Origin of the sequence: Alistipes timonensis JC136 (genome assembly GCF_900107675.1) — a bacterium.
GTDB lineage: Bacteria > Bacteroidota > Bacteroidia > Bacteroidales > Rikenellaceae > Alistipes > Alistipes timonensis.
Genome location: NZ_FNRI01000001.1, coordinates 404,042 through 426,612, shown reverse-complemented (window position 1 = coordinate 426,612; position 22,571 = coordinate 404,042). Strand labels below are relative to the sequence as shown.

The following is a 22,571-nucleotide window of genomic DNA, read 5'->3' as shown; positions in this document are numbered from 1 at the left end:
CGTCAGGCGAAAACCTGACGTCTTTTTGTTCTTTAAAATCCTCCGGGGCCTCCGCGGAAACCTCCGGGAGGAGGTCCACCCGGACCGCCGGGACCCATGCGGCGAGTGCTGCCGGACTGCTCCATACCGTAATCTTTGAGGTTACGCGAGCCTTTCTTGCCGAAGCGGCGCAGGTTGTAGGTGAACTGCACCATATAATAACGTCCGATGACGCTGTTGGTGGAGTTCTGCGTATAGCCCGAGCCCGTCGAGCGCGAAAAAGCCCGGTTCTGGTTGAGAAGGTCGTTGACGCCGATCATCACCTCGCCGCGTTTGTTTTTGAAGACCTTTTTGCCCAGCCATGCATTGCAGAGCAGGTAGTCCTCCGAGTAATCGTTCGTGAAACCAATATACTGCGAGTAGGCCGCGCTCGCCGTAAAGGTGAAGCCCAGCGGGAAGACCACTTTCAGGTTGCCCTGCGCCGTGTGGTTGAAATAGCGGTTCTTCGACTTGTCCGTATTCAGCGAGTTGGTCGCCTCGTTGTAGGTGCCGTTCCACGAGAGGGTGAAGTCGACGTTCTCCGAAATGTTGCTGCCCAGCACGGCCCGGAAATCATATCCCATATTCTTGGTGTCGTTGCGATCGCCGCCCGAAATCATGCCGGTCGCAGCGTCCACCGTGCCGCCCAGCATGCTGGGGGTCTTGGTGTAGACGACGCCCGCCATGACATTGAAATTCGATTTGAGGAACCCGATCGGCAGACCGTAGCTCAGGTGGGTCCGCAACTGCCAGTAACCGTCGAGGTTGGTGGTCGTCGAATAGAAATTAGGCGTATAGAGCTGTCCGTCGATGGTGATGTCACCGGGCCGCTGCACCAGATGTGAAGCCGTGTAATCCAGCGTCGTGTTCATCGAGAACATCCACATGAAGGTCCGGCCCTTCTCGACGTTGGAGTTGGTGTAGTGGAAATTCACCCGGTGCGAGTAGGTCGGTTTCAGGTTCGGATTACCGTGGCTGATGTTCTGGGCGTCGGAAACGTCGTAAACGCTCTGCAGGTCGGTGATCGACGGGCTGTCGGTGTAGGACGAGACGAAGAGCCGCAGCGAATTCTCGCGGTTGATGTTCAGCTGGCCCATCATGAAATAGGTCACGTTGTTGTAGGCGTGTTTGATCTTCTCGGCATCGTCGCGGACGATCTGTCCGTCGAGGGCCGAACGCTGGTAGTAGACGTTAGCCACGAACGTATTGCGCTCCTTCGAAAAGCGGAATCCGGGACCCACGCTCTGCGTCAGGTAGCCGCTCTCGTAGGAGTTCGACAGCGATCGGTCGGGGGTAAGCCCGGCGGTCGAGAAGTCGTCGCCCGTGATGTAGGAACGCTTGTCGCGCTCCTGCGAATTGTACGACACACGGTACTGGAAGCTCACCTGCGCATATTTGGCCACGGGTTCGGTATAAGTGAAACTGCCCCGCAGGCTGTACGACGACGAAGGCGCCAGATTGCGCAGGTAGCGCAGTTCGGTGTAATTCGTCGGGTCCCAGGCTCCGGTCTCCGGATCGATCGCCGGTCGGTCGGGCTGGGTTGCCAGGACATTCGACCACGAATTCGAATTGTTCGTGTTGTCCGAATAGCTGAACGACCCGTCGAGGGTGATCGTGCGGCCGTTCTTGCCCAGTTTGGCCCGGTAGACGGCGCTCGTCCCGACATTGTAGCCGTGGCGCAGGGCATCGCTGAAATTATCCGTATAACTATAACCGCTGCCGCCGTCGGCCGGGGCGCCGAACTGCCAACCCGTCGTGCGGCTCCAAGGGTCGTTGGACTGGTAGCTGAAACGCGGACGGATCATCAGATTTTGGTTTTCGGAAATCTTCCATTCCAAACGAGCGTTGAACCGGTGGTTGTAGCCCTTTGTGTCGGAATAACCGTTGGTAGACAACGTATCGGGAATCATCGGGGCCTCGTACCATTTCTCCACCGTCGAACGGTTCTCGGTATTGGTGTTGTTGAAGAAATAGCTGCCCTGAAACGTCACCTGATCGCGCTTGCCCCACGAGTCGGAGTAGTTGACACCGATGGCGTTGACCGATGCCACGCCGCTCTGCGGACGCATCATGTACTGGCCCACGCCACCGCGGCGTCCGCCTCCGCCGCCCGAAACGCCCAGAATGTCCTCGAACGAGAAATTCTGCTGATTGACGTTGTTGAACAGCCCGATGAACGAAATGCGGCTGTCTCCGCTGAATACGTTGGCATTACCGCCGGCGATGTATTTGAACTTGTCCTCGGTCTTGGTGTCGGCATCGTAGCCGAATCCGGCGTAGAGCTTACCGAACTGCCCCTGCCGCATGCCCGGACGGGTGACGATGTTGAGCGCCTTGTAGCCCTCGCCGTCGTCCATGCCCGAGAACTCGGCAGCGTCGGAGAGTTTGTTGTAGACCTCCACGCGGTCGACGGCCTCGGCCGGAAGCGACTTGATGGCCGTAGTAACGTCGTCGCCGAAGAACTCTTTGCCGTCGACGAAGACCTTTTTGACCGTCTCGCCCTGCGCCTCGACCGTACCGTCGGTGACGGTGATGCCGGGCATCTTCTTCAGCAGCCCTTCGACATCGGCGTCGGCCACGACCTTGAACGCTCCGGCGTTATAGCTCACCGTATCGCCCTTCTGCGAGGTGCGCAGCGCCTTGACCTCCTTGACGACCGTCTCGATCTGCACGCCCGGCTTGAGTTTCAGCACACCGAGGTTGAGCTTCGGTGCAGAAACCCGGAACGTCGTGTCGAGGTTGTTGTAACCGATGAACGACACCGTAAGTTTGTATTCGCCGTAGGCGAGCGACGGAATGGAAACGGCTCCTTTAAAAGCCGAGGTGAAGCCCTGTTGTTTTTCCGGAGTTTTGGCCGGCGCCACGATCAGCACCGCTCCGGCGACGCTCTCCCCGGTGTCGGCATTGACGACCGTGGCCGTCACGCTGCCTCGCTGGGCAAAAACCGCCGCTGCAAATAACGTCAGCAGGGTAGTCAGTAGTATTTTTTTCATGTTTGCCTGTATGTGTGTTTCTTGTTTTGACAGGGTGCAGAACCGAAGCATCGTCCGGCCGCTCCTGAATCGGGCTTTTAAGCCCGCGCGAAGATAATCTTTTTGCGGCAAAGTTGCGCCTGCCGCACGGGTGAACCGACAAAAAAAGGGTGCCAGTCGACCGGACCGGCACCCTCGACTGCTACAAGCCAGAGAATCCTAACCTCACTCCTTTCCCTTCTTGTCCCTTACCGGACACGGCTTGTCGCAGTTAGCCTTGCATTCGCCCTGTTTCTTGCCGTCCTTTCCCTTGTGCATCGCCTGCGGACCGTGGCCGCGCTGGCCGGGCATGCGCATATGCTGTTGCTGCATCTGCGACCACTGCATGAACTGCTCGGTCGTCAGGATCGACTTCATCTTCTCGGCCTCGGCCTTGCGGGCGGCCTCCATCTTCTCACGCTGGGCGATCATCTCTTTGATCTGCGCGAGATTGATTGCATAGACCTGCTTGGCCTGCGACTCGTTGAGCTTCAGCCGCTCGGTCATTCGGTCGGTCTTGCGCTGAGCCATCTGCTCGGCCGTCGGACGCTCCTTCGGGGCGTCGGGTTTATTCTGCTGTGCGAAAGCACTCGTTCCTGCCATCAGGCAGAGGGCCATGGCGGCCGCAAAAATCTTCCTTTTCATAACTTTCATAATTAGATTGTGCATCACTGTAATCCCGTTTCCGGAAATCCATTTTTCCGGGGTCTGGTACAAAGGTAAAGCCAAAATGAAAAACCCGGAGCGGGGCTCCGGGTGAAACGACAGAACAGCGAGGTCAACCGCCTATTCGACGGGGTGAACCGATTTCAGCCACTCTTTGAATTCGGGGGCGCGGGCCTTGGAAACGACGATCCGCTCGGGGGTTTCGACCGTAAGGTGCAGCGTAAGGCGGCTCCCGAACCACACGGCAATCTCCTTCACGGCGCGGCGCGCAATGATGAACTGGCGGTTGGCGCGGAAAAACTCAGCCTCGGGCAGCAAAGCCTGCAACGCCTCGAGAGTTTTGTCCAGCGGGTAGGCCGTGCCGTCGTAGCCGTAGGCCGTGACCTTCTCGTTGAACGTATAACAAAAAGCGATCTGTTCACGCTGCAGGGGGATGATCCGGTCGCGCACATGCACCAGAAAGACATCCTCGCGGCGGCGGACGGCCATCGTGCGAACGCGCGAGCCATAGTCGCTGCGCTCGGTGGAGGTCAGGCGGCGCAGTTTGGCGAGGGCGCGCCGGACATCGTCCGCATTGAGCGGTTTGAGGAGATAGTCGATGCTGTTGACTTTGAAAGCCTCGAGGGCATACTGGTCGTAGGCCGTGGTGAAGATGACCGGAGCGGTGATCTCCACGGCGTCGAAGATGCGGAACGAATCGCCGTCGGCCAGGTGGATGTCCATGAACAGCAGGTCGGGCTGGGGGTTCGCCCGCAGCCACTCGACGCTCTCGGCAACGCTTTCCAGCGTCGCCACGATCTCCATCGAGGGCTCTTCCTGACGGAGTATCGCCGCGAGGTTGCGCGCAGCGGCGGTTTCGTCTTCGATAATCAGGGTTTTCATCCGGCGGTGGGGTTTTGCAGCGGCATACGTACGGTGAACGTTTCGCCGTCGTCGTCGATCTCGATGTCGCTGCCCGTAATCAAATGCCAGCGGTTACGCAGGTTCTCCAGTCCGATGCCGGTCGAGGGTTCGGGTTCGAGTTTCGGGACCTTGGGATTCGAGACGACGAGCCGGTCGCCTTCGGTGCGGACCGAGATGTGGAACGGCTTGCTGCGGGTGATCGAATTGTGTTTGACGGCGTTGTCGATCAGCGGTTGCAGCGAGAAGGCCGGGAGTTTCCATCCGAGGTATTTCCCGTCGACATCGACGTCGAAAAAGAGCTTGTCGGCATAGCGTATTTTGAAGAGATAACTGTACGCCTCGAGGAATTTCAGCTCCTCGTCGAGCGTCATCAGCATGCTCTGGCCGTTCTGGATGATGTAGCGGAACGTGTACGAGAGCTGGTCGATGTAGGTCAGCGCCTTCTCGTCGTGCTTTTCGCGCACGAGCATCGCCAGCGAGTTGAGCGAGTTGAAGAAGAAATGGGGGTTGATCTGCCCGACGAGCATGTTGTAGCGCGTGGTAAGGTTCTCGTTTTTGAGGCGTTCGTTCTCCACGACGACGGCTTGCCGCTGCGAGATCAGCACATAGATACGTCCGTAAAGCATCGACACCACCACGGCGAACGAACATTTCAGCAACAGCATGTAGTCGAACATCCGTCCGCCCATAAAATTCATCTGGATACGACCCGTGTGCCACTCGGTGACCGGGGCCACGCAGTAGAGCGCCACGGCGGCCACGCAACACCACAAGCAGCGCCGCACGAAGCGCGCCATCGAGTAGTCGCGGCGCACGGACGTGAGGATCGAGAGCATGACGAACGACATGACAAGGTAGTAGAGCAGTTGCAGCAGCAGTTCCATGCTCTTCGAAGGGCCGTTGTAGAGTTTGCCGTAATCGAACTCCTCGCCGTTGTGGCTGCGAACTTCCGCCAGCATCGGATGCGCCTTCTCGGAGCGCGGCGGCATCAGGTCGGCCACGATGCGGTCACCGGGGGCAATGCCCAGCCAGCGCATGCGCCGCGCAGGAACATAGACGCTGTCGCCGTTCTCATAAATCAGGTAGCCGTACCCGTCGGGATGCACTGCGAGCACGCCTTCGTCAGACCGCTCCACGATCCGCTCGTCGGCAGAGCGGGACTGGCTGTCGCTGTTCAGGTCCACGAGCATCAACAGCACGTAGGAGAAATTGACCACCAGGCTGATCGCCACGGCAACCAGCAGGTTCAGGATCAGATCGGCGTATTTGGGCTGCAGTTTCATGGGATGGCCGTTATTCGTCCTCCTTATACCACGACGCGTACAGCATGTAGTCGCGGGCCGTGCGGCGGATGATCTCCTCGCGTTGCTCCTCGGTCACCTCCTTGACCTTTTTGGCCGGAACGCCCGCGTAGACCGAATTGGGTTCCAGCTTCGCGTTCGAAAGGACCAGCGCATTGGCGGCGATGATACAGCCCGAAGGGATGTGGGCATTGTCCAGCAGGGTGGCGCCCATACCGATCAGGCAGTTGTCCTCGATGACCGCGCCGTGGATGATGGCGTTGTGGCCCACCGAAACGTCGCTGCCGATGATCGTCTGAGAAGGGTGCTTCGCCTTGTCGTAAATGGTGTGGAGCACCACGCCGTCCTGAATGTTCGTGCGGTCGCCGATGACGATTCGGTTCACGTCCCCGCGCAGTACGGCGTTGTACCAGATCGAGCAGTCGCGGCCGATGGTCACATCGCCCAGAATGACTGCCGTTTCGGCCAGAAAGGTGTTGTCCCCGATCACGGGCTCATGCCCGCGGACTTTTCGTATAAGTGCCATTATTAATTTTTAATTCTTAATTACTTTTAGCCTTTTGCCACAGTTCCTCCATGGCGTCGAGCGACATTTCGTGCAGTGTATACCCCTTTGCGGCAGCCTGTTCCTCCATGTAATTGAAGCGATGCATGAACTTCTTGTTCGTACGTTCCAACGCAGACTCGGGGTCCACGCCGTAGAGCCGGCAGGCGTTGATGAGCGCGAACAACAGGTCGCCGAATTCGCCTTCGAGATCGGTCTTGCTGCCTGATTTCATCTCGGCCTCGACCTCGCCCAGTTCCTCGCGGACCTTGTCCCAGACATCCTCCTTCTTCTCCCAGTCGAAGCCCGCTCCTGCGGCCTTTTCGCCCATGCGGTAGGCTTTGACCATCGCCGGGAGCGACCGCGGGACACCGCCCAGCGTACCGCTCTTGCGGTTCTTTTTGCGGAGTTTCAGCGCTTCCCAGTTCTCGAGCACCTCGTCGGGCGTGTTGGCATGAATGTCGCCGTAGACGTGCGGATGACGGTAGACCAGCTTGTCGCAGAGGGCGTTGGCCACGTCGCCGAAATCGAATGCGCCCTCTTCCTCACCCAGTTTCGAATAGAACACCACGTGCAGCAGCAGGTCGCCCAGCTCCTCTTTGATGCCCTCCATATTATGATCGGTGATGGCGTCGGCCAGCTCGTAGGTCTCCTCAATGGTGTTGCTCCGCAGCGAATCGAAGGTCTGCTCGCGGTCCCAGGGACACTCGCGGCGCAGGGTGTTCATCACCTCCAAAAGACGGGCCGTAGCCGCCAAACGTTTGTCTTTTTCCATTAATGTCGTTCAATTATTGGAACAAAGGTAACAAAAAAGTAACTTTGTTGCATACAAATTTCGCGATTCGCCATGAAACTACGATTTCCGCTGCTCCTCACGGCACTTCTCTGGGGACTCCTTTCCGCTTCGGCACAGCCTGCACCGAAAAAGACGACGCCCCGTGCCGGACACTTCACCTTCGGTCCCCGCACGACCATCGCCGCCGACAGCGAACTGTTGCCGTTAGCCCGTTATGCCGCCGAATACCTCGGCTGCGAGGTCTGCAACGGCGTAGCGGGGGACGGGGCCGTCGTGCTGACGCTCGACGCGGCAGACGGGGAGGCGTCGGAAGGGTATGTCCTCGACATCACGCCCGACCACATCCGCATCGGCGGCTCGGCCTACGGCGGGGTTTTCAACGGACTTCAACAGTTGTTCCGGCTCCTGCCGCCCGAGGTCTATGCCCGGAAAGGCGTTGCAGCGGGGACGCAGGTCGCCTGCGCGGAGATCGAGGATGCACCGCGTTTCGCCTACCGCGGAATGATGCTCGATGTGGCGCGGACGTGGATCGACGAAGCTAAAGTAAAACGTTATATAGACCTGTTTTCATACCATAATATCAATAAATTGCACCTGCATCTTTCGGATGATGAAGGATGGCGCATCGAAATCAAATCGCACCCCGAGCTGACGGAGATCGGCGGATTCCGCGGCGGAGACTCGCCCGTAAGGCCCGTATACGGCAAATGGTCAGAGAAATACGGCGGTTACTTCACGCAGGAGGAGATGCGCGGACTGATCCGCTACGCCGCCGAACGCAATATCGAGATCATTCCCGAAATCGACCTCCCGGGCCACAGCCGCAACATCGCCTCGGTGCATCCCGAAATCCGCTGCAACTACCCGCCCGACACGGTGTCGACCAACGGATACGATTACCGTTCAGCGTGGTGCGTGGCCCGCGAGGCGAATTACGCGCTGTTGGAGGACATCCTGGGCGAGTTGTGCGAGCTGTTCCCCTCGGAGTATATCCATGTAGGCGGCGACGAGGTCGAAATGACCCAATGGACGCGCTGTCCCGACTGCCGGGCGCTGATGGCGCGTCTCGGGACGGACGATCCGCGTCGGTTGCAAGACCTTTTCATGGAGCGGATGGCCGGAATACTCGCGGCTCACGGCAAACGGCCCGCGGTGTGGAACGAAGCGGTACGCACGGGGGCTTTCACCAAGGAGTGCCGTGTGCACGGCTGGGAGAGCGTGAAAGCCTGTCTGGACGCCACGGCAAAGGGTTACCGGACGGTGGTGATGCCGGGCGAATATTTCTATTTCGACATGCGCCAGACGCCCCGCGAAGACGGGCACGACTGGGCGGCGATCTTCGACGCCAAAAAGGTTTACGGGTTCGATTTCAGCGGATTCACACCCGAGCAGATGCACAATGTAGCGGGATTGCAGGGGGCGTTTTTCAGCGAAGCCTACATTTCGCACGAACCCGAGAAGCCCGACTACCTCGACTACATGCTTTTCCCGCGTGTCTGCGCTCTCGCGCTCATCGCGTGGAGCGGCAACGGCGAGGGCTGGGACGCCTATTACAAGGGGCTGAAAGGGGAGCATTACGACCGCATGGCGGCGATGGACATTCGCTTCCGGCTCTTCCCGCCGCGCCTGAGCTACAAGGAGGGGGCGTTCACGGCCTCGGCGGACGACGGGTCGGAAATCTTCTACCTTGTGGACGGCTCCGCGGAGGAGCATCGCTATACGGGTCCGGTTCGCACCGGAAAACCGCATCGGTATCGCTTTTTCACACGTTACAAGACGGCCCGAAGCCCCTATGTGACCGACAAATCCTACTGGCGGACCGTCACGCCGCCCGTGGCGATCACGACCTCTATGGGCGAAAGCGAAAAATTCCCCTATTCGAACGCCTCGGGTTACCGCGGGCTGTCGCGGACGCGCCGCGCCTGCCGCCAGCAGGACTGGATACTCTACACGTTCGAACAGCCGGTGAGGTGCCGCGAAATATACTTGCAGACGGGAAACCGCCAGCTGCCGAAGACCATCGTGACGACGGGTTACGCCGAAGTCTCCTACGACGGAGTGCGGTTCGAACCCGCTGGGGAGCTTCTGATGGGCAGCATCATGCTGCATCCCGACCGCCCGGTAAAGGCCGTGCGGATCGTCTCGACGTGCGACGACAACGGTACGCCCTACGTCACGATTCAGCCTCCGCAGGTGAAGCCGCTGTTGTGAGGGCGAACCGGAAAAACAGATATTGAGCCAGGTAGTAGGTAATCATCACGACCCATGTATGGGCCGGAACAGGACCGACGAAGCGGTTCCAAGCGATCGCCGCGTCGGAAAAGACGAACAACAAGGCCGCGCAGCGGAACCCGACGGCGCAAGCCCCGTCGTATTGGAGCACCGAATAGAGCATCCCCGCAATAACCAGCCCATAAACAGCTACGCCGATACATTCGGCCGGAAACGGAGCCCGGGGGACGATGACGACGAACAAGAACACAAGCAGCGGAATGACGACAGCCAACGACCCGATGCGGGGAGTGCGGCGCGCCCGGGGCAGAAACCAGCGAATATAGGCGACATGCGCCAGTGCAAAAAACGCCATCTGGGGGATAAACCAATGCCGGGCGCCCATCACATCGCCGGCGGCCGACAGCAGGAATGCCAATCCGATCAAATAGAGTTCTTTGCGCCGAAGCAGAAACGTCGACAAACCCAACAGCAGAACGGGGTAGGCGACTTTATAGGGCAGCGCAGCGGCTTTCGTGAAGAACACAACGGCGCCCGCCGCAAACAGCAGCGTCGTCAAAACGAATATTCCGGAAAATCGTCGCATCGTCGGTCTGAATAAAAACCGCCTGACTCATTGCGGGGTCAGGCGGCGGTTCGATAGTTAAAAAATAGTTTAAGCCCGGACCTGAGCGCCGCAGCGCTGTTCGAACTGGCGGGTGAGGTTCGACATCACGCGTTCGATGGTCTTGTCGTCGAGCGTGCGGGTCTTGTCCTCGAGAATGAAGCTCAGGGCATAGGATTTCTTTCCCTCGGGGAGTTTGTCGCCCTCGTAAACGTCGAACAGCGAAACACTCTTCAGCAATTTGCGCTCGGCAGCGAAGGCAGCGTCGCGCAGGGCCGCAAAGGTAACCTGCTTGTCCACCAGAAGCGCCAGGTCGCGCTTCACCTCGGGGAACTTCGAAAGTTCCTCGGCCACGATCTTCAGCTTCTTCGTGGATTTGGCAAGGGCTTCGAAATTCATCTCCAGATAGTACACCTCCTGTTTAACATCGGTCACGCGGCGGATTTTCGCGGCAACGGAGCCGATCTGCAACAGCTCCTTGCCATTGAGCGACATCGAGAGTCCTTCGCTGAAAAGATCGCTTTCGAGCGGCTCGGTTTTCAGCGCATAAATGTCGATGCCGAAACGGCGCAGAAGCTTCTCGGCAACGGCGCGCAGGGTGAAGAACGAGGCCTTCACGGGCTTGGAGTCCCACGACTGCGGGGTGGCGACGCCCGTAACAGCGATGGAGAGCCGGTACTCCTCGGAATAGGCCGCAAGGCGGTTCTCCTCCGAGCGTTTCGACTCGTCGTAGAAATAGCAGTTGCCGAACTCGTAAAGGCACAGATCGCCGTTGCGGCGGTTGGCGTTCAGTTCGATGGCTTCCAGCATATTGAACAGCAACGTCTGGCGCATGACACTGAGGTCGGCGCTCAGCGGATTGAGGATGCGGACGCAGCGGTCGGCGGGGCAGGAAGTCAGCCCCTCGTAATACGACGCCTTGGTCAGCGAGTTGGACATGATCTCGGTGAATCCGTTGGCCGTCAGGAAATCGGCGGCGAGGTTCATCAGCTTGTTGCGGTCGGGTTTCGGCGCATAGGAGAGCGTCGAGCGGACCTGCTGGGGAATTTCGACATTGTTGTAGCCGTAGATGCGGAGGATGTCCTCGATCAGATCGGCCTCACGCTGCACGTCCACCCGGTAGGGCGGAACGGCGACCGTCAGCACGCCGTCCTTTTCGGAGAGGATCTTCACCTCCAGCGCCGCAATGATCGTACGGACGACATTTTCGGGAATCTCCTTGCCGATCAGCGCATTGACGCGCGCCAACGAGACGTCGAAGACGAAATCGGCGATCGGAGCGGGGTAGATGTCCGTGATGTCGCTCGAGATCGTACCGCCGGCCAGCTCCTTCATCAGCAGGGCGGCACGCTTGGCGGCGTAGACCTGCATGTTGGGATCGACGCCGCGTTCGAACCGGAACGAGGAGTCGGTATTCAGGCCGAAACGCTTGGCCGTCTTGCGCACCCACACGGGATTGAAATAGGCACTCTCGATAAAGACGTCGGTCGTGGTATCGCTCACGCCCGAATCCAGTCCGCCGAAGACACCGGCAATGCACATCGGGCGTTCGGCGGAGCAGATCATCAGGTCCTTGTCCGTGAGCTTGCGCTCCACGCCGTCCAGCGTCACGAAAGGCGTGCCCTCGGCACAGGTGCGGACCACGACTTCGCGGCCCTCGATCTTCGCGGCGTCGAAAGCGTGCAAGGGCTGGCCCAGTTCGAACAGCACGAAATTGGTGATGTCGACAAGGTTGTTCTTGGGGTTGATGCCCGCGGCGCGCAAGCAGTTCTGCATCCATTCGGGCGAGGGGCCGATCTTGCAGCCCGTGACCGTGACGCCGGCATAGCGGGGCGCGGCCTCGGGATTCTCGACGCGGATTTTCACATTCAGGTCATGGTTGTCGGGGGCGAAGGCCGAAACGTCGGGCATCTTCACCTGCACATGCTCGCCGCGGCTTTGCAGATAAGCGGCCAGGTCGCGGGCCACGCCGACGTGCGACGCGGCGTCGACGCGGTTGGGCGTGAGACCGATCTCGATCAGGTAGTCGTCCTCGATATGCAGGTACTCCTTGGCCGTCATGCCCACGGGGGCGTCGGCCGGAAGCTCCATGATACCATCGTGCGACGCTCCGATACCCAGTTCGTCCTCTGCGCAGAGCATGCCCAGCGACTCCACACCGCGGATTTTCGAACGTTTGATTTTAAACTCCTCGTCGCCGCCGTCGGGATAGAGCACCGCACCGACCTGTGCACAGAGGACCTTCAGTCCCGCACGGCAGTTAGGGGCGCCGCAGACGATCTGCAGCGGCTCGACGGCGCCGACATCGACCGTGGTCAGGTGGAGATGGTCTGAGTCGGGATGGTCCGTGCAGGTCACGACCTCGCCGACGACGACGCCCTGAAGGCCGCCTTTCACGGTCTCGATCTTCTCGAAACCCTCGACCTCGAGACCGATGTCGGTCAGCACTTCGGCCACTTTCTCGGCCGGGAGATCAGTGTCGATATAACGTTTGAGCCAGTTATACGAAATATTCATATCGTTGAATTTTGAATTTGCGGATAATCATGCAAAAATACAAATTTTTCCGCAAAGTACGGTAATTTTTTTACATATATAGGTATCGAAAATAATTCGTAAAAAATTTGCTTTTTACGGACCGACCGTCTATATTTGCAAACATAAAACCGAAAAATGATTCACAATTTCAATATACAGGCATGGTGGTGGCGCCCGCAGACTCTCGTGAACAATGAGTGCGGTTCCGCGCGTGTATAAGTTGAAACTGAAAAATACACAAGCCCGTTGTTTACGAAAAGTAAGCAGCGGGCTTTTTCTTTAGCACATCAAATTCAAAAAAAACAATAACGACAATGAAAACCAAGAAATTCTGCCTCTCCGAAAATCAGATGCCCACGCAATGGTACAACATCGTGGCCGACATGCCCACCAAACCGCTGCCGCCGCTGCATCCCGGGACGAAGCAGCCCGTCACCAAAGAGCAAATGTCAGCAATTTTCGCCGAGGAACTGATCGACCAGGAGATGTCCACCGAGCGCTACATCGACATCCCCGAAGAGGTGCAGGAAATCTACAAGATATGGCGACCGACGCCGCTCGTGCGTGCAACCGGGCTGGAGAAGGCCCTCGGAACGCCCGCTAAGATCTATTTCAAAAACGAGAGCGTGTCGCCCGCGGGTTCGCACAAACCCAACACCGCCGTACCGCAGGCTTATTACAACTACAAGCAGGGCATCAAACACCTGACCACCGAGACCGGCGCCGGGCAGTGGGGCGCTTCGATCGCCTTCGCCGCGAAACATTTCGGCATCGACCTGCAGGTATTCATGGTCAAAGTCAGCTACGACCAGAAACCCTACCGCCGCCTGATGATGAACACCTGGGGTGCGGAATGCGTGGCGTCGCCCTCGACGCTGACCAACTCGGGCCGCGCGGCGCTGGAGCGTGATCCGCACTGCTCGGGAAGCCTCGGGCTGGCGATCTCAGAGGCCATCGAGGTAGCTCTGCGCCGTCCGGAGGACACGCGCTACTGCCTGGGCAGCGTCCTGAACCACGTAGTACTGCACCAGACGGTCATCGGACAGGAGGCCGTGACGCAGATGGAGATGGCCGATGCGGAGCCCGACATGGTGATCGGATGCTTCGGCGGCGGCAGCAATTTCGCCGGCATCGGATTCCCGTTCCTGCAAAAGAACCTCACCGAAGGGAAGCATATCCGCGTAATCGCCGTAGAGCCTGAAGGCTGTCCGAAACTCACGCGCGGCGAATTTCAGTACGACTTCGGCGACGTGGCCGGATTCACGCCCCTGCTCCCGATGTACACGCTGGGCCACGACTTCCAGCCCTCGGACATTCACGCCGGAGGTCTGCGCTACCACGGAGCGGGGTCGATCGTCAGCCAACTGATGAAGGACGGGCTGATCGAGGCACAGTCGATGCCGCAGGTCGAGACCCTCGCAGCGGGCATTCTGTTCGCCCAGACCGAAGGCATCATCCCGGCTCCGGAATCGACGCACGCCATCGCCGCAACGATCCGCGAGGCACTGAAAGCCAAGGAGGAAGGTGTGTCGAAGACCATCCTGTTCAACCTCTCGGGCAACGGCGTGATCGACCTCTACGCCTACGAGCAGTATTTGGCCGGAGCGTTGAAAGACTTCTCGCCGAGTGACGAGGAAATCAAAAAGACAGTCAACCAGTTGGAGCACCTTATCTAAGGTGGCGCTTTAAACGGAAAAAGACGGGCATGAAAGCCCGTCTTTTTTATTTCGAGTAGTATTTTTCAATTCCGCCGAATCCGGTTATCTTTCTGTTCTCCCTTGTTTTGGCGATGAAGTGGTTCAACCGCTTTCCGAACTCTTCGGAACGCATCCTCGCGGCTTCGATGTACGCAAGTGCGTCATTCCGAGCGAACGCGAGTGAGCGCGGAAATCCGATGGAAACGATATAAGGTCACGACCTTCAACCAGATTGCCACGGCATCTGCGATGCCTCGCAATGACGGTAAAGCCCACCCCGATGCAGCCATCCCACTTAAGACCCGCTTCTTAAGCGGGCCGAGAACCTAACCAGAGGAAGATCATTCCGACGAGGATAAAGGCCAGGTCGACGGCTTTCGAACGCAGGTTGCGTTCGCGGAACAGCAACGCTCCGCAAAGGAACGACACCACGACCGAGCCGCGGCGGATCATCGAGACCACGGAGATCATCGCGTCCGAATCGCGCAGAGCATAGAGATAGGCGAAATCGGCCATCGAAAGAAAGATAGAGATCAATGGAATGGCCCAGCTCCAATGGAACGGAGTAGTGCGGTTGCGCCGGGGCCACCAGATGACGCCGACCACCACGGCCATCATCAGCAATTGGTAGAGGTTGTACCAGCTCTGCACGAAGACCGGATCGAGACGCGTCATGATGTATTTGTCGTAAAGCCCGCTGACAGCACCCGTAACGGCCGAAAGAGCGACGCAGAGAATCCAGATGTTATGCGAGAATACGACTCCTTCGCGGCGGCTCGATCGGCTCAGCAGGAAAAGCGACACGAGGGCCAGCGCAACGCCGGTCCATTGGTAGGCATTGAGCCGCTCGCCGAAAATCAGCAGCGCCCCGACGAGCACCATCACAGGACGCGTGGCGTTGATCGGTCCGACAATGGTGATAGGCAGGTGCTTCATGCCGAAATAGCCGAAAACCCACGAGGTGAGGACGATGAACGATTTCAGAATAACCATTCCATGGGCTTCCAACGTCCCGGGAGCCGAGGCCAGCACGGTACGGTCGAACCATCCGAGGCCGAACTCCGCCGAGAAGATTGCAGGCAGGAAGATCAGCGTCGAGAAGAGCGTATTGAGCAGCAAAACGGGAAGCACGGCATTTCCGGTGAGAGCCTTTTTCTTGGCCGCATCATAGAAGCCGAGCAGCGCTGCCGACGTAAATGCTAAAGTGAGCCACATAACTTGTTGCGGAAAAGGAAAGGCGGCCGGAGCCGCCTTCAATTATTCGATTTCGTCGCTGTAAACGGCTCCGGGAAGATCGTGGAGGTTATAGCGCGAGGCCATCGACATCCCGTAGGCCCCGGCGGATTTAATCGTCAGCAGGTCGCCGCGGTGCGTTTTGCGCAGGCTGACGTTCTCGTCGAAAACGTCAGTCGATTCGCAGGCCGTGCCCACGACCGTATATTTTTCGCTGGGAGCCTCCTCCTCTTTGGCCGTGATATTCTCGATGTTATGGTACGATCCGTACATCGCCGGGCGAACCAGTTCGGTCATCGAAGCGTCGACAATCACCAGTTTGCGGCCCGTGGCGGTGGTCTTGTTGAACAGTACGGTGGTAATCAACTCGCCGCATTCGGCGACGATCGAACGGCCGAACTCGAAATGCACCTCGCGGTCGCCGATGCGCAGGTGGTTGTGGACGATCGAGAACAGCGAGGCGAAATTGGGGATCGGCTCGTTTTCCGGAACGTCGTAGTTGACGCCCAGACCGCCGCCCACATCGACGAAACGAAACTTGCAGCCCAGTTTCTCGAGGTTCTCGACAATGACGTTGACTTTGTTGCACATATTTTCGAAGACGTGCAGTTCGCGGATCTGCGACCCGATGTGCAGGTGAAGGCCGATGATGTTGATGTTTTTGAGCGACCGGATCTCCTTGGCGTGCTCGAGGACCTCCTCATAGGAGATGCCGAACTTACTGTCGGCCTGTCCGGTATCGATACAGTGGTTGGTCTTGGGGTCGATGTCGGGATTGATACGCAGTGCAATGTCGGTCACCTTGCCCATTTCGGCCGAGAAGGCATCGACCAGTTCCAACTCCTGAATCGACTCGCAGTTGATGGCCAGAATCTCCTGCTCGATGGCATATTTCAGCTCCTTATCGCGTTTCCCCACGCCGGCATAGACGATGCCCTTGGGGTCGAAACCCGCCTCGACAGCCTTGCGCAGCTCGTTGCCCGAGGCGCAGTCGATGCCCAGTCCGTATTCGCGGATGACTGCGAGCAGGTGGTCGTCATAGTTGGCTTTGATGGCGTAATGTACCTTATAACCGTATTTCTTCGACTCGTAGACGACGCTTTCGAGGGTCTGGCGCAACAGCGCCATGTCATAAAGGTAGAACGGGGTTTCATAGCCCCGGAGCTTGGATGCGATTTGTCTGCTTAACATGTGACCTAACTGCTTGATTGAAGTCGCAAATATAAGTAATTTGTACCATTCCGACAAGTCACCGGCACCTGATATATTCAAATTTTTTCGTATATTTGCAACCAAATGAATCCGGTCCCTTAAAATATATATGAAAAACATCCGCAATTTCTGCATCATAGCCCATATCGACCACGGCAAGTCGACGCTTGCCGACCGGTTGCTGGAGAAAACCAACACGCTGAACCAGCGCGAAATGCAGTCGCAGGTGCTCGACGACATGGACCTCGAGCGCGAAAAGGGCATCACCATCAAAAGCCACGCTATCCAGATGGAATACACAGCCCGCGACGGTCAGCAGTACACGCTTAACCTGATCGACACCCCGGGGCACGTCGACTTCTCGTACGAGGTGTCCCGCGCCATCGCCTCATGCGAAGGGGCGCTGCTGGTGGTCGACGCGACGCAAGGCATCCAGGCACAGACCATTTCGAACCTCTATCTGGCCGTGGGACACGACCTGGAGATCATCCCCGTGCTGAACAAGATCGACATGGATGCGGCGATGATCGACGAGGTAAAGGATCAGGTGATCGACCTCATAGGATGCAAGGACGAGGACATTCTGTTGGCTTCGGGAAAGACGGGACTGGGTGTCGAGGAGGTGCTGGAAGCCATCGTGCACCGCATTCCGGGCCCCGAGGGCGACGAGAACGCGCCGTTGCAAGCGCTGATCTTCGACTCGGTGTTCAACCCCTTCCGCGGCATCATCGCCTATTACCGCGTCTTCAACGGCACGCTGCGCAAAGGCGATCACGTGAAATTCTTCAACACGGGCAGCCAGTACGACGCCGACGAGATAGGTGTGCTGAAGCTCAAAATGCAGCCCCGGCAGGAGATCAAAGCCGGAGACGTGGGATATATCTGCTCGGGCATCAAAACCTCGGCTGATGTGAAGGTCGGCGACACGATCACCTCGGTGACGAATCCCGCCAAAGAGGCCATTGCCGGATTCGAAGACGTGAAGCCGATGGTCTTCGCGGGCTTATACCCGGTGGAGGCCGACCAGTACGAAGACCTGCGCGCATCGCTCGAGAAGCTGCAGTTGAACGACGCTTCGCTGACGTTCGAACCCGAGAGCTCGCTGGCGCTGGGATTCGGATTCCGCTGCGGATTTCTCGGTCTGCTGCACATGGAGATCATTCAGGAGCGTCTGTACCGCGAATTCGACATGGATGTCATCACGACCGTGCCCAACGTGTCATACCGCATCACCACGACGCAGGGCGACGTGGTGGAGGTACACAACCCCTCGGGACTGCCCGAAGTGACGAAGATCGACAAGATTGAGGAGCCTTACATTCAGGCCCAGATCATCACCAAGTCGGAATTCCTGGGCAATGTCATCAAACTGTGCATCGACAAGCGCGGGGTGATGAAAAACCAGACGTTCCTCACGCAAGACCGCGTGGAGGTCAATTTCGACATGCCGCTGTCGGAGATCGTCTTCGATTTCTACGACAAACTCAAAAGCATCTCGAAAGGCTACGCCTCGTTCGACTACCACCGCACGGGATTCCAGCCGTCGAAGCTCGTGAAACTGGACATCCTGCTCAACGGCGAGCCGGTCGACGCCCTTTCGTCGCTGACCTACACGGACCATGCCTACGACTTCGGTCGCAAGATGTGCGAGAAGCTCAAAGAGCTGATCCCCCGCCAGCAGTTCGACATCGCCATACAGGCCGCCATCGGCGCCAAAATCATTGCCCGCGAGACGGTCAAAGCCGTGCGCAAGGACGTGACGGCGAAGTGTTACGGCGGTGATATTTCGCGTAAGCGCAAGCTGCTCGAGAAGCAGAAAAAGGGTAAGAAGCGCATGCGCCAGATCGGTAACGTCGAAGTTCCTCAGTCGGCATTCCTCGCCGTGCTAAAAATGGATTAGAGCCATGAAAAAGACCATCATCGACCTCTTCGAAACCTCCGTCGAGCAGTACGGGGCCAAGACCTTCCTGCTCGAAAAGCGCCACCGCAAATTTGAACCCACGACCTATGCCGAAACCAAGGAGCAGGCATTGGAGGTCGGAGCGGGGCTCGCCTCGACGGGTATCCGCCCCGGAGACAAGGTGGCTATTCTGGCCGAAGGCAGCAACGCCTGGATCATCTCCGAACTGGGACTGTTCTACGCCGGAGCGATCAGCGTGCCGCTGTCGGTGAAACTCGAAGAGTCGAACGACCTGTTGTTCCGCCTGCAGCATGCCGAGGTCAAAGCCGTATTCGTGTCGAAATACCAGTTGCCGAAGATTCGCCGCATCCGTGCCGAGCTGCCGCAACTGGAGCAGGTGATCGTCCTGGGGCACATTCCGCTGGAATCCGGAGAGACGGCTTACGGGACGCTGAAACGGCTGGGACGCGACTACCTGGCCAAGAACCGGGAGGAATTTTTGAAAATAGGGCAGGCCATTCAGAATGATGACTACGCCACGATCACCTATACGTCGGGCACCACGTCCGACCCGAAGGGCGTCATCCTGACCCACCGTAACTACACGGCCAACGTCGAGCAAGCGCTGTCGCGCGTCGACATCCCGCCGCATTACCGTACACTCATCATCCTGCCGCTGGACCATTGTTTCGCGCACGTCGTGGGCTTCTACATCATGATCGCCTGCGGCGCCTCGGTGGCCACGGTACAGATCGGGGCGACTCCGATGGAGACGCTCAAAAACATCCCGCAGAACATCCGCGAGGTGAAGCCGCATTTCCTGCTGTCGGTGCCCGCGCTGGCCAAGAATTTCCGCAAGGGAATCGAGAGTTCCATCCGGGCCAAGGGTAAATTCACCGAGGGCCTTTTCCATCTCGCACTCCGCACGGCATACGCCTACAACCGCGACGGATACAGCAAGGGCAGCGGTTGGCGCATCGTGCTGAAGCCTTTCGTGGCGCTGTTCGACGCCGTATTGTTCCGCAAGGTCCGCGAGGCGTTCGGCGGCAGTCTGAAATTCTTCGTCGGGGGCGGGGCGTTGCTCGATGCGGAGTTGCAGCGTTTCTACTACGCCATCGGCATCCCGATGTTCCAAGGGTACGGGCTTTCGGAAGCCACTCCCGTCATCTCGACCAACTCGCCCAACTACCACTGGCACCGCTTCGGTTCGTCGGGCAAGATACTCATTCCGCTCGACCTGAAAATTCTCGACGAAGAGGGCAGGGAGGTTCCCCGCGGACAAAAAGGCGAGATCGTCATCCGCGGAGAGAACGTCATGGCCGGATACTGGAAAAACCCCGACGCTACGGCCGACACGGTACGCGACGGATGGCTGCACACGGGGGATATGGGCTACGTTTCGGAGGATGATTTCCTCTATGTGCTGGGGCGTTTCAAAAGCCTGCTGATCGCCTCGGACGGCGAAAAGTACAGCCCCGAAGGCATGGAGGAGGCAATCGTGGACAAATCGCCCTACATCGACCAGATCATCATCCACAACAATCAGGACCCTTTCACGGGAGCGATCGTAGTGCCTAACCGCGAAGCGTTGCTGCGTGAGCTGGAAGCCCGCAAAATTCCGGAAGGGGAGCATGCCGCCGTGGCTGCTGAAATCCTCGGGGCCGAGATCGACCGTTACCGGGCCGGAGGCGTCTTCGCCGGGGAGTTTCCCGAACGGTGGCTGCCCGCAGGATTAGCGATTGTCGACGAAGCATTCACGGAACAGAACGGACTGGTGAACAGCACGATGAAGGTCGTTCGCGGCAAGGTCGAGGAGCATTTCCGCAACCGTATCGACTACCTCTACACCCCCGAAGGCCGCGGGCTGAAAAATCCCGAAAACCTCGCATCGCTGAAAAAAATCGTAGGTTGACCCCATTTTTCAGCCGCCGAAAACTTGACAAATAAAAAAAACGGAGTAACTTTGTACTCCGTAATGCGGAAATAGCTCAGTCGGTAGAGCATCAGCTTCCCAAGCTGAGGGTCGCGGGTTCGAATCCCGTTTTCCGCTCCAAAGAGGTCAAAATGACCTCTTTTTTTGTGAGATATCATTTCCCGCACTCGACAGCGATCTTAATCACGCCGTCCGATTTGCTTTCGAAGAGCCGGTAGGCTTCGTCGATGCGGCTCAGCGGAAAGCGGTGCGTGATAAGCGGGGTAGTGTCTATCCGGCCCGCTTCGATCAGTTGCAGAATTTCGGTGCAGTCGCAGCCGTCCACGCCTCCGGTCCTGAATGTCAGGTTCTTGCCGTACATATCGGGCAAAGGAAGCATCTGCGGTTCATCATAGAGCGCCACGACCGTAACGACGGCATTGGGACGGGCGCACTCCCACGCCAACCGAAACGTATCCGCCGCACCGGCCACCTCCATCACCACATCGGCGCCCCCGTGATCGCTGTTGCGAAGCACAAAATCCCGGCACTCCGCCGGCTCACAAACCAGTACGTCGGAATAATGCTCCCGAACGAAGCGAATGCGTTCAGGGGATTTTTCACAAACGATGATTCGTTTCGGCCGTTTCAACATCACGCAGAGCAGGGTACAAATGCCCGTGGGCCCGGCCCCGATAATAAGTACCGTATCCTCCGCGCCGATCTCCGAAATGCGGGCGGCCCAGAAACCCGTGGCCAGAACATCGCCCACAAACAAGGCCTGTTCGTCGCTCACCGTATCGGGAATACGGTCGAGCCCCTGATCGGCATAGGGGACCCGGACATACTCCGCCTGCCCGCCGTCGATGCGGCAGCCCAATGCCCAGCCACCATCGGGATCGGAGCAGTTGTTCACATATCCGTGCCGACAAAAGAAACATTCGCCACAGAAAGTCTCGACGTTGACCGTAACGCGGTCGCCGGGTCTGACTGTGGCGACATCCGCCCCGACCTGCTCCACGACGCCGACCATTTCGTGCCCGACGGTAATTCCCGGCACGGCGCGCGGCACGCTGCCGTGTTTGATGTGCAGATCGCTGGTACAGATGCTACCGAGCGTAACCCGCACGACGGCATCGCGCGGGTCGAGCAACTCGGGCTTCCGTTTTTCGCGGAGTTCGAATCGTCCGTGTTTAACGTAGGTATAGGCTCGCATTATCGGTTTACTTTGGCGTGATCGGCAAGGAATTTCGCCAATCCCTGATCCGTCAGCGGATGGTTGAGCAGTCCTTCGATAGCCGCCAGGGGGCAGGTCGCCACATCAGCCCCGGCGTCGAGGCACTGGATAATATGCTGCGTATGGCGGATCGACGCGGCCAACACCTGCGTCGGGTAGCCGTAATAGCGATAGACACGCACGATATGAGCCACGAGCGCCACGCCGTCCTCCGAAATATCGTCCAGACGCCCGACGAAGGGCGAAACATAGGTAGCTCCGGCTTTTGCAGCCAGCAAGGCCTGTCCAACGGAGAAGACCAGCGTACAGTTGGTGCGGATGCCTTTCCCGGAGAAATAATTCACAGCACGAATTCCGTCGGCCGTGCAGGGGAGTTTCACAACAATATTGGGATGCAGCCCGGCAAGGCGTTCGCCCTCGCGGACCATGCCGCCGAAATCCGTCGAGATCACCTCGGCGCTGACGTCGCCGTCCACGATATTGCATATTTCGATGTAATGGCGGCAGCAGGCCTCCTCGCCTCGAATGTTCTCCTTGGCCATCAGCGAAGGGTTGGTCGTCACACCGTCGAGAACGCCCAGTGAATGGGCACGCCGGATCTGTTCCAGGTTGGCTGTGTCGATAAAGAATTTCATAAGCACATTTTTTAGGTTGTTCGACAGAATAAAGATAGGAAAAATTATCGTATATTTCCGCATCTTCGGGTATTTATACCTGCCGTGTATGCACTGAACGCGCCGATGAACGATTTGTCCGGTGTTTTGACC

The 22,571-nt window shown here is 58.2% G+C and carries 16 protein-coding genes, 1 tRNA gene and 1 pseudogene; 5 read left to right on the top strand and 13 right to left on the bottom strand.

Going from position 1 to position 22,571, the window contains the following annotated elements; translation table 11 throughout:
* Nucleotides 1-32: 32 nt before the first annotated feature.
* The 6 genes from BLU78_RS01670 to mazG form a co-directional block, all read right to left on the bottom strand.
* The gene (locus BLU78_RS01670) at nt 33-3,011 is read right to left on the bottom strand and encodes an outer membrane beta-barrel protein (protein WP_010259647.1); all 2,979 of its coding nucleotides are present in this window, start codon (nt 3,009-3,011) and stop codon (nt 33-35) included.
* A gap of 204 nt (nt 3,012-3,215) precedes the next feature.
* Nucleotides 3,216-3,674 (bottom strand): DUF4890 domain-containing protein, encoded by a 459-nt coding sequence (locus tag BLU78_RS01665; protein ID WP_074711973.1) that lies wholly within the window; start codon nt 3,672-3,674, stop codon nt 3,216-3,218.
* Nucleotides 3,675-3,815: 141 nt separating this feature from the next.
* Nucleotides 3,816-4,577: a LytR/AlgR family response regulator transcription factor gene (locus BLU78_RS01660; protein ID WP_010259628.1), complete on the bottom strand. Its 762-nt coding sequence runs from the start codon at nt 4,575-4,577 to the stop codon at nt 3,816-3,818.
* On the bottom strand, nt 4,574-5,881 hold the full coding sequence (locus BLU78_RS01655) for a histidine kinase (protein WP_010259626.1): 1,308 nt from the start codon (nt 5,879-5,881) through the stop codon (nt 4,574-4,576). The genes BLU78_RS01660 and BLU78_RS01655 overlap by 4 nt, the downstream gene beginning before the upstream one ends.
* 10 nt (nt 5,882-5,891) lie before the next feature.
* Entirely contained in the window at nt 5,892-6,425 is a 534-nt protein-coding gene (locus BLU78_RS01650) for a gamma carbonic anhydrase family protein (RefSeq protein WP_010259624.1), read from the bottom strand.
* Nucleotides 6,426-6,441: 16 nt separating this feature from the next.
* Nucleotides 6,442-7,218, bottom strand: a complete 777-nt coding sequence (gene mazG / locus BLU78_RS01645) for a nucleoside triphosphate pyrophosphohydrolase (protein WP_010259622.1) — start codon at nt 7,216-7,218, stop codon at nt 6,442-6,444.
* 72 nt (nt 7,219-7,290) lie between these two features.
* Between mazG and BLU78_RS01640 the strand changes: the two genes are divergently transcribed.
* Complete coding sequence (locus BLU78_RS01640) at nt 7,291-9,450, top strand: beta-N-acetylhexosaminidase (protein WP_010259620.1); 2,160 nt, start codon at nt 7,291-7,293, stop codon at nt 9,448-9,450.
* On the opposite strand, the gene BLU78_RS01635 is transcribed toward BLU78_RS01640, so the two are convergent.
* A complete protein-coding gene (locus tag BLU78_RS01635) occupies nt 9,413-10,057 on the bottom strand; it encodes a lysoplasmalogenase family protein (RefSeq protein WP_044106158.1) in 645 nt (214 codons plus the stop codon). The two genes, BLU78_RS01640 and BLU78_RS01635, sit on opposite strands and share 38 nt — an antisense overlap.
* 69 nt (nt 10,058-10,126) lie before the next feature.
* The gene (gene pheT, locus BLU78_RS01630; protein WP_010259617.1) at nt 10,127-12,592 is read right to left on the bottom strand and encodes a phenylalanine--tRNA ligase subunit beta; all 2,466 of its coding nucleotides are present in this window, start codon (nt 12,590-12,592) and stop codon (nt 10,127-10,129) included.
* A gap of 335 nt (nt 12,593-12,927) precedes the next feature.
* On the opposite strand from pheT, the gene BLU78_RS01625 reads away from it, so the two are divergent.
* Nucleotides 12,928-14,289: a TrpB-like pyridoxal phosphate-dependent enzyme gene (locus BLU78_RS01625; protein WP_010259613.1), complete on the top strand. Its 1,362-nt coding sequence runs from the start codon at nt 12,928-12,930 to the stop codon at nt 14,287-14,289.
* A gap of 46 nt (nt 14,290-14,335) precedes the next feature.
* On the opposite strand, the pseudogene BLU78_RS14380 reads toward BLU78_RS01625, so the two are convergent.
* The 3 genes and pseudogenes from BLU78_RS14380 to lysA all read right to left on the bottom strand — a co-directional run.
* Nucleotides 14,336-14,467 (bottom strand): annotated as a pseudogene (locus BLU78_RS14380) (YdeI/OmpD-associated family protein); the annotation flags it as partial.
* A 152-nt stretch (nt 14,468-14,619) separates the two neighbouring features.
* On the bottom strand, nt 14,620-15,525 hold the full coding sequence (locus BLU78_RS01615; protein ID WP_010259610.1) for a DMT family transporter: 906 nt from the start codon (nt 15,523-15,525) through the stop codon (nt 14,620-14,622).
* A 42-nt stretch (nt 15,526-15,567) separates the two neighbouring features.
* The gene (gene lysA, locus BLU78_RS01610) at nt 15,568-16,734 is read right to left on the bottom strand and encodes a diaminopimelate decarboxylase (RefSeq protein ID WP_026020594.1); all 1,167 of its coding nucleotides are present in this window, start codon (nt 16,732-16,734) and stop codon (nt 15,568-15,570) included.
* A gap of 130 nt (nt 16,735-16,864) precedes the next feature.
* Between lysA and lepA the strand changes: the two genes are divergently transcribed.
* From lepA to BLU78_RS01595, 3 genes are all read left to right on the top strand, one after another.
* Nucleotides 16,865-18,655, top strand: coding sequence for a translation elongation factor 4 (gene lepA, locus BLU78_RS01605; RefSeq protein WP_010259607.1), 1,791 nt, complete (start codon nt 16,865-16,867; stop codon nt 18,653-18,655).
* A gap of 4 nt (nt 18,656-18,659) precedes the next feature.
* A complete protein-coding gene (locus tag BLU78_RS01600) occupies nt 18,660-20,567 on the top strand; it encodes an AMP-dependent synthetase/ligase (RefSeq protein WP_010259604.1) in 1,908 nt (635 codons plus the stop codon).
* 65 nt (nt 20,568-20,632) lie between these two features.
* A tRNA-Gly gene (locus BLU78_RS01595) sits at nt 20,633-20,708 on the top strand.
* Nucleotides 20,709-20,742: 34 nt separating this feature from the next.
* Here BLU78_RS01595 and BLU78_RS01590 read toward each other — a convergent pair.
* Nucleotides 20,743-21,783, bottom strand: coding sequence for an alcohol dehydrogenase (locus tag BLU78_RS01590; protein ID WP_010259602.1), 1,041 nt, complete (start codon nt 21,781-21,783; stop codon nt 20,743-20,745).
* Nucleotides 21,783-22,439: a fructose-6-phosphate aldolase gene (fsa, locus tag BLU78_RS01585; protein ID WP_010259599.1), complete on the bottom strand. Its 657-nt coding sequence runs from the start codon at nt 22,437-22,439 to the stop codon at nt 21,783-21,785. Before fsa ends, BLU78_RS01590 begins: the two co-directional genes overlap by 1 nt.
* Nucleotides 22,440-22,571 lie beyond the last annotated feature (132 nt).

Excerpts from the sequence above, each read along its gene's own strand:
- BLU78_RS01670 (WP_010259647.1), bottom strand. The coding sequence starts at position 3,011 with ATGAAAAAAATACTACTGACTACCCTGCTGACGTTATTTGCAGCGGCG.
- BLU78_RS01665 (WP_074711973.1), bottom strand. The coding sequence starts at position 3,674 with ATGAAAAGGAAGATTTTTGCGGCCGCCATGGCCCTCTGCCTGATGGCA.
- BLU78_RS01660 (WP_010259628.1), bottom strand. The coding sequence starts at position 4,577 with ATGAAAACCCTGATTATCGAAGACGAAACCGCCGCTGCGCGCAACCTC.
- BLU78_RS01655 (WP_010259626.1), bottom strand. The coding sequence starts at position 5,881 with ATGAAACTGCAGCCCAAATACGCCGATCTGATCCTGAACCTGCTGGTT.
- BLU78_RS01650 (WP_010259624.1), bottom strand. The coding sequence starts at position 6,425 with ATGGCACTTATACGAAAAGTCCGCGGGCATGAGCCCGTGATCGGGGAC.
- mazG (WP_010259622.1), bottom strand. The coding sequence starts at position 7,218 with ATGGAAAAAGACAAACGTTTGGCGGCTACGGCCCGTCTTTTGGAGGTG.
- BLU78_RS01640 (WP_010259620.1), top strand. The coding sequence starts at position 7,291 with ATGAAACTACGATTTCCGCTGCTCCTCACGGCACTTCTCTGGGGACTC.
- BLU78_RS01635 (WP_044106158.1), bottom strand. The coding sequence starts at position 10,057 with ATGCGACGATTTTCCGGAATATTCGTTTTGACGACGCTGCTGTTTGCG.
- pheT (WP_010259617.1), bottom strand. The coding sequence starts at position 12,592 with ATGAATATTTCGTATAACTGGCTCAAACGTTATATCGACACTGATCTC.
- BLU78_RS01625 (WP_010259613.1), top strand. The coding sequence starts at position 12,928 with ATGAAAACCAAGAAATTCTGCCTCTCCGAAAATCAGATGCCCACGCAA.
- BLU78_RS01615 (WP_010259610.1), bottom strand. The coding sequence starts at position 15,525 with ATGTGGCTCACTTTAGCATTTACGTCGGCAGCGCTGCTCGGCTTCTAT.
- lysA (WP_026020594.1), bottom strand. The coding sequence starts at position 16,734 with ATGTTAAGCAGACAAATCGCATCCAAGCTCCGGGGCTATGAAACCCCG.
- lepA (WP_010259607.1), top strand. The coding sequence starts at position 16,865 with ATGAAAAACATCCGCAATTTCTGCATCATAGCCCATATCGACCACGGC.
- BLU78_RS01600 (WP_010259604.1), top strand. The coding sequence starts at position 18,660 with ATGAAAAAGACCATCATCGACCTCTTCGAAACCTCCGTCGAGCAGTAC.
- BLU78_RS01590 (WP_010259602.1), bottom strand. The coding sequence starts at position 21,783 with ATGCGAGCCTATACCTACGTTAAACACGGACGATTCGAACTCCGCGAA.
- fsa (WP_010259599.1), bottom strand. The coding sequence starts at position 22,439 with ATGAAATTCTTTATCGACACAGCCAACCTGGAACAGATCCGGCGTGCC.